Genomic DNA, 6,574 nt, shown 5'->3' with positions numbered 1-6,574 from the left:
TGTAAATTAAATCGTTGTTTGCTGCTACCGTAAATGAAAATAGCTTTAATAACAGGTATTACCGGCCAGGATGGTGCATATTTAGCAGAATTTTTGCTAAAAAAGGGTTATGAAGTGCATGGGATCAAGCGGAGATCGTCATTGCTCAACACAGAGAGGATCGACCATCTTTACCACGACCCGCACGAAGCGAATGTTAAATTTAAACTTCATTACGGCGATCTGACCGATTCAACCAACCTCATCAGGTTGGTGCAGGAAATTCAGCCCGATGAAATATACAACCTTGCTGCCCAAAGCCATGTAAAGGTAAGTTTTGATACGCCCGAATATACGGCAAATGCTGACGGTCTCGGCACACTGAGGATCCTTGAAGCGGTAAGACTGCTGGGCCTTGAGAATAAAACCCGAATTTACCAGGCATCCACATCTGAGTTGTACGGCCTTGTACAGGCGGTGCCTCAAAGCGAGACGACCCCATTTTATCCCCGTTCGCCATATGCAGTGGCTAAACTTTATGGGTACTGGATCATAGTAAACTATCGCGAGGCATATCATATGTTTGCCTGTAACGGCATTTTATTTAACCACGAAAGTCCCATTCGCGGAGAGACCTTTGTTACCCGCAAAATTACCCGTGCTGCCTCAAAAATAGCGATGGGGCTGCAGGATTGCCTTTACGTGGGTAATCTTTCTGCACAACGTGACTGGGGCCATGCAAAGGATTATATTGAGGCGATGTGGCTTATGCTGCAGCAGTATAAGGCCGAAGATTTTGTGATTGCCACAGGGGTTACCACGACCGTTAGGGAGTTTATAAAAATGGCCTTCGGCGAATTGGGGATTGAAATTGAATTTAGTGGAAAAGATGAAAACGAGCGAGGTGTGATCATTGACGTTGATGATCAAAAGATCGAAACATTAGGTTTAAATCGTGAGGCATTAAGGTTCGGACAGACTTTAGTGAAAGTTGATCCCAAATATTTCAGGCCTACCGAGGTTGACCTTTTGATAGGGGATGCCTCCAAAGCGCGTGAGAAATTGGGTTGGGTACCACGCTATAACCTGCAGGCTTTGGTGAGCGACATGATTCAATCTGATCTTCACCAGGTAAAAAAAGATGCCTATTTAAAAAAGGGTGGGTTTAAAACACTCAATTATTTTGAGTAAATTGTAAAACTATTCATTTTAGCATATGAGGAAAGTTTTTAGCAGCATTTTTATTTTGTTTTCAATAATTGGCGTGGCCAGGGCTCAATCTGTTTATCAGCCTTATTCATACCAGTTTTACCAAAAGTTAAATGAGGATGTTTATTCAACAAGCAGTCGCCAGCATAGCTCGCTAAGGCCTTTTTTTGCAGATGATTCTTTATTGAAACATCATTATGATTCGTTAATGAATTTAGGGAACGATGGTAAGCAGCACAGTTGGGGATACCAGAAGCTTTTTAACGAACATTTGATAGATGTAAAAAGCCCCGGTTCAACTTTTTATGCTGACCTGTTGCCTGATATTGGCATAGGCCGCGACTTTTCCGGGCAACTTAATACCAACAGCCTCTCCATCGGTGCGCAAATTGGTGGTACCATTGGCAATAAACTCAGTTATAACGTGAGGGGGTACCAGGGCAGCGCTGCCCTGCCTGAATATATGTCAACGTACATCAACCAGGTGGGTATTGTGCCCGGGCAGGCTTATGCACGTACCTACTCAACTTACGGATATGATTGGTCATATCTTACAGCTGTGGTCTCTTACACGCCGGTTAAATACTTAAATATTAGTGCAGGGCGCGATAAAACCTTTATAGGCGATGGTTACCGCTCCGAATTGTTATCTGATTTTGCTTCGCCATACCCGTTTTTTAAACTTACCGCAACTTTGGGTAATGTAAGGTATATGGCTATGTATACCTTGATGAATGATCCGGTTGCCGAGGCAAATTCTGGTAACAATATTAGCCGGAAAAAATTTGCAGTATTCCATTACCTTGATTGGAATGTATCAAACAGGTTTTCAGTAGGCTTTTTTGATGCTATTATTTCTTATACTGTTGACGATAACGGCAACAAACGCCCTTTCGATTTTACTTATGTAAACCCGGTTATATTTTTAAGGCCGCTTGAAGCATCAAACGGTTCGCCTGATAATGCTTTGATAGGCGTTACTGCTAAATATAAGATCACCGATAATATTACAGCCTACGGACAATTTGCGCTTGATGAGTTCCAGTCGAAAGATTTTTTCTCCAGCACTGGCAGTTCAAGGAATAAGTATGCGTGGCAGTTTGGCTTCAGAGGGTCACAGTTCCTTGGTGTAAAGGGCTTTAATTATCTTTTTGAATACAATACGGCCAAGCCATATACTTACTCTGAGCGCTCCTATATTGAAAATTATTCGGACAATAGTGAGCCTTTAGCACATCCCTGGGGGGCAAACTTCCGGGAGTGGGTTGGCCTGTTGAATTATTCGTATAAAAAGTTTGATTTTAGCGGTGAAGCCGACTTTGGTCGCTATGGGTTTGATATGAACGGTGCAAATTTTGGCAAAGACATATTTGAGTTATGGACACAGCCAGCCCGGCAGGTGGATAACCAGAATTACTCCTATGGTAACTATACAGGGCAGGGTTTAACTACTAACATGGTTTACCTGGAAGGTAAAATAGCATATTTGTTAAATCCAAAATACAATTTAAGAATTGAGCTTGGCGGTATCTACCGTACAGAAAACAACGCGCAGTTTAAAGATCGAACCACATGGGTAACCATCGGCCTGCGTAGTTCATTCCGGAGTTTATATACCGACCTGGCAAGCTTTAAACCTCATTGAGCGGGTAATGGTGGATTGATTTAGGGGTTTTGCAGGCTGCGAAAAAAAATCGTAATCAAAATACCTATAATCGTAAATCACCATGAGGCAGTTTTTTATTATCGGGCACAACCCCAATTCAGTGTTGGATGCATGCAATTATCTCCAGGCCGGAGCAAATGCGCTTGAGCCTGACATCCATTCTATAAATGGCGAGTTTGTCCGTGGCATTACAGGCAAACCCAGTACTTATTCCTGCTCTTATTATGTTTGACACCAAAAACTCAAACGGAAATATTGCGGCCCTTTTTGATTGTATTGAAATAAATTTCTCCGGTCAATTTCCTGACACACTCATTATGGTCACACGTTCGCAGGCGCAGGGAAGCGAATTTACTTTTTTTGCCCCGGGCGCTACTATTTTGTCGCCCAACAGGGCACTCGGTATTGATGAGCATACCAACCCATTGGATGCCGACGCTTTTTTTAAAGCGCTTAACGTTCCAAATTATACCTTTGCCGACGGTATCTCCATACAAGTGCCTTTGCTTGCCGATATTTATAAAGAGAGGATCAAACAGGCTATTGCGATACGGGATGCCGGGGGCAGTTTTAAACTGGTCTATTCATGGACGCTCGACCTGCAATCAGAAATAATTGGATTTTTGAAGCTTAACCCTGATGGACTGATAACGGATAGCCCGGCAGCTTTAAAGGGAATATTGACTTCGCAATTTTCGGAGCAATATCAAATGGCACAGGTAGGCTATAATCCTTTTCAGTGAATTTTTGTAATTTAACAGATTATAACTGAAAATATAGTGCAAATTCTGCGGGAAGTAAACGGCCTGGTTTGCGCCTATGAAGCAATGATATGCTTATTTTTTGGGATGCCTATAAGTTTAACTTTTGCGGCAATGCCGTTGGCATCGTAACCGCAATCAGCCCAAAGCTCTGGCTGCTCGCCATGTTCAATTACCTGGTCGGGTATGCCCAGTCGTACAACCTGCGCGCTGTAGTTGTTGTCGGCCATAAATTCAAGTACCGCGCTTCCCATGCCGCCTTCAAGACAGCCGTCTTCAACGGTAATTATTTTACTGAATTTTTTAAATACATCATGCAGCAAAGCTTCATCAAGCGGTTTCACAAAACGCAGATCATAATGCGCCGGGAAAAAATCTTCATTATTCAAATTTGCCGTGGCTTTTACCACTTCGTTACCAATATGGCCAATGCTTAAAATAGCAATATCATCGCCATCGCAAACCATGCGCCCTTTACCCACTTTAATGGCTTTCAATGGCCGCTGCCAGTCAACCATTACTCCGCTTCCGCGCGGATACCTGATCACGAAAGGCCCCATATCATCCTGTTGCGCCGTAAACATCAGGTTGCGTAATTCTTCTTCGTTCATCGGTGCGGAAACCGTCATATTCGGGATACAGCGCATAGACGCCAGGTCATAGGCACCATGGTGAGTAGGGCCATCTGCTCCGGCAATGCCGGCCCTGTCAAGGCAAAATACTACGTTAAGGTTCTGTATGGCCACATCATGTATAACCTGGTCATAAGCCCTTTGCATAAAGCTTGAATAGATATTACAAAAGGGGATAAGGCCCTGCGTAGCTAAACCTGCAGAAAACGTAACCGCGTGTTGCTCGGCTATACCAACGTCAAACGCACGGTTGGGCATCGCTTTCATCATCAGGTTTAATGAACAACCCGATGGCATGGCGGGCGTAATACCCATAATTTTGGGATTTGCTTCGGCAAGTTCAATTATTGTATGGCCAAATACATCCTGGTATTTTGGCGGCTGCGGCTTGTCTGATTTTGTTTTTTTAATTTCGCCGGTTATTTTGTCAAATAAGCCGGGGGCGTGCCATTTGGTTTGATCTTTTTCGGCCAATGCGTAGCCCTTACCTTTTACGGTAATACAATGCAGCAATTTGGGGCCGGGTATGTCACGTAAGTCACGCAATACTTTCACAAGGTGTTCAACATCATGGCCGTCAATAGGGCCAAAGTATCTGAATTTGAGCGCTTCAAAAAAATTGCTCTTTTTAAGCAAAGTACCTTTAATGCTTTTTTCTAATTTCTGAGCTATTTTAAAAGCATCAGGGCCAATGGCCGAGATCTTGGTGAGCACGCTTGCTATGTCATCCCTGAAACGATTATAAGGCTTTGAAGTAGTAATATCTGTTAAATATTCCTTTAATGCCCCAACGTTCGGGTCGATCGACATGTTGTTATCATTCAGGATTACCAGCAGGTTGGAATTTTCAATCCCGGCATGGTTAAGCGCCTCGAAGGCCATACCTGCTGTCATAGCGCCGTCGCCAATAACGGCCACATGCTGTCTGTCGGTCTCGCCTTTATATTGCGATGCCACTGCCATGCCCAGTGCCGCTGAAATGGAGGTGGATGAATGGCCTACACCAAAAGTGTCATATTCACTTTCAGACCGTTTGGGGAAACCGCTCAATCCTTTATATACCCGGTTGGTATGGAAAATATCACGCCGGCCGGTCAGTATCTTATGCCCGTAAGCCTGGTGGCCGACATCCCAAACAAGCTGATCATAGGGGGTGTTTAAAACATATTGCAGGGCCACGGTGAGTTCAACAACACCCAGACTAGCCGCGAAATGCCCGCCGTTAACAGATACTTCGTCAATAATAAACTGGCGCAACTCCTGGCAAACCTGTTCAAGCTCCTCGATCTTAAGTTGCTTTAAATCAGATGGATAATTTATGGTTTTTAATAAATTTCCGGCCGGTACCTGTATTGACATTCGAAGAAAATATTTAGCATACAAATTACGGCATTTTATTGCTAAAAATCAGGATAAAGTTGATGGAATAATTTAACGCCACCGTCAAAAGGTGCGAAATTGGAAAGTTTTGTAATTCACAAACTTGTTACTTTTCAACAATTACGACACTAACAACCATTTAAACCTTTTTAACTTTATTTTTGACCTATGGTCGAAGAAAGTTTTGAAATACATTTACCCCAGTTTGACGGGCCCTTCGACCTTTTACTTTTTTTTATTGAAAGGGACGAACTGGAGATCCATGATATCCCCATCGCAAGGATCACCGACGATTTTTTGAACCACCTGCACCACATGGCTACCCTTAACATGGAGATTGCCAGCGAGTTTATTTACGTGGCTGCAACACTAATGCGCATAAAAGCTAAAATGCTGTTGCCGCGATATGATGCAGGGGATGATGAAAACCAAACTGATAGCAAAGAAGACCTGATCAGGAAGCTGATCGAGTATAAAAAATTCAAAGAGATCTGTACAGAACTGCACCCGTTTGAGGATGAACGTTTCAAGCAGGAAAAGCGCGGCAATATCCGGTTTGATATTGAGCAGGCGGATAGTGTTCCGCTTCCGGGTGAGGAACTGTCTGAAATTAATTTATATAAACTGATGGTGGTTTACGGACGTGTATTAAAACGCTACATGAACCGGAGCGAGGAAGTGACACATACGGTGGTACAGTACCCATATACTATTGAGCAGCAAAAAAAGGCGATCGAAGAGTTACTGAAGATCAATAAAATGATGGATTTTAAAGCCATTGCCAGTCAATCTGAAAATAAGGTACATTTTGTGTATAATTTTTTGGCGGTACTGGAAATGCTGCAGCAGGAATTGATTGATATACAGGTAGGGTTGGGATATAATAATTTCAGAATATCAGCGCGATTAGCTGAAAGCTAAAAGACCAAAGCTAAAAGCAGCGAATT

The 6,574-nt window shown here is 43.1% G+C and carries 6 protein-coding genes; 5 read left to right on the top strand and 1 reads right to left on the bottom strand.

What is annotated here, in order from left to right; translation table 11 throughout:
* The first annotated feature begins 33 nt into the window (after positions 1–33).
* The 4 genes from gmd to QZY09_RS21735 all read left to right on the top strand — a co-directional run bounded on the left by gmd (position 34) and on the right by QZY09_RS21735 (position 3,597).
* Positions 34–1,170, top strand: coding sequence for a GDP-mannose 4,6-dehydratase (gmd, locus tag QZY09_RS21750; RefSeq protein WP_295676051.1), 1,137 nt, complete (start codon positions 34–36; stop codon positions 1,168–1,170).
* Between the two features lie 25 nt (positions 1,171–1,195).
* A complete protein-coding gene (locus QZY09_RS21745) occupies positions 1,196–2,833 on the top strand; it encodes a gliding motility protein RemB (RefSeq protein ID WP_295676050.1) in 1,638 nt (545 codons plus the stop codon).
* An 82-nt stretch (positions 2,834–2,915) separates the two neighbouring features.
* On the top strand, positions 2,916–3,086 hold the full coding sequence (locus QZY09_RS21740) for a hypothetical protein (RefSeq protein ID WP_295676049.1): 171 nt from the start codon (positions 2,916–2,918) through the stop codon (positions 3,084–3,086).
* Complete coding sequence (locus QZY09_RS21735; RefSeq protein WP_295676048.1) at positions 3,079–3,597, top strand: hypothetical protein; 519 nt, start codon at positions 3,079–3,081, stop codon at positions 3,595–3,597. The genes QZY09_RS21740 and QZY09_RS21735 overlap by 8 nt, the downstream gene beginning before the upstream one ends.
* Before the next feature lie 74 nt (positions 3,598–3,671).
* Here QZY09_RS21735 and dxs read toward each other — a convergent pair whose 3' ends face one another.
* Positions 3,672–5,600, bottom strand: a complete 1,929-nt coding sequence (gene dxs / locus QZY09_RS21730; protein WP_295676052.1) for a 1-deoxy-D-xylulose-5-phosphate synthase — start codon at positions 5,598–5,600, stop codon at positions 3,672–3,674.
* Positions 5,601–5,795: 195 nt separating this feature from the next.
* Here dxs and QZY09_RS21725 point away from each other — a divergent pair, with 195 nt between their 5' ends.
* Positions 5,796–6,548 carry a segregation/condensation protein A gene (locus tag QZY09_RS21725; protein WP_295676045.1) on the top strand — a complete coding sequence of 251 codons (753 nt, stop codon included), beginning with the start codon at positions 5,796–5,798 and terminating at the stop codon, positions 6,546–6,548.
* Positions 6,549–6,574 lie beyond the last annotated feature (26 nt).

Source organism: uncultured Mucilaginibacter sp. (assembly GCF_903913935.1).
Classification (GTDB): Bacteria; Bacteroidota; Bacteroidia; order Sphingobacteriales; family Sphingobacteriaceae; genus Mucilaginibacter.
This window is presented reverse-complemented; position numbering and strand designations above follow the sequence as displayed.

What these genes read in the sequence shown, in the direction of transcription:
- QZY09_RS21740 (WP_295676049.1), top strand. Translation starts at nt 2,916, where the DNA reads ATGAGGCAGTTTTTTATTATCGGGCACAACCCCAATTCAGTGTTGGAT.
- QZY09_RS21735 (WP_295676048.1), top strand. Translation starts at nt 3,079, where the DNA reads ATGTTTGACACCAAAAACTCAAACGGAAATATTGCGGCCCTTTTTGAT.
- gmd (WP_295676051.1), top strand. Translation starts at nt 34, where the DNA reads ATGAAAATAGCTTTAATAACAGGTATTACCGGCCAGGATGGTGCATAT.
- QZY09_RS21725 (WP_295676045.1), top strand. Translation starts at nt 5,796, where the DNA reads ATGGTCGAAGAAAGTTTTGAAATACATTTACCCCAGTTTGACGGGCCC.
- QZY09_RS21745 (WP_295676050.1), top strand. Translation starts at nt 1,196, where the DNA reads ATGAGGAAAGTTTTTAGCAGCATTTTTATTTTGTTTTCAATAATTGGC.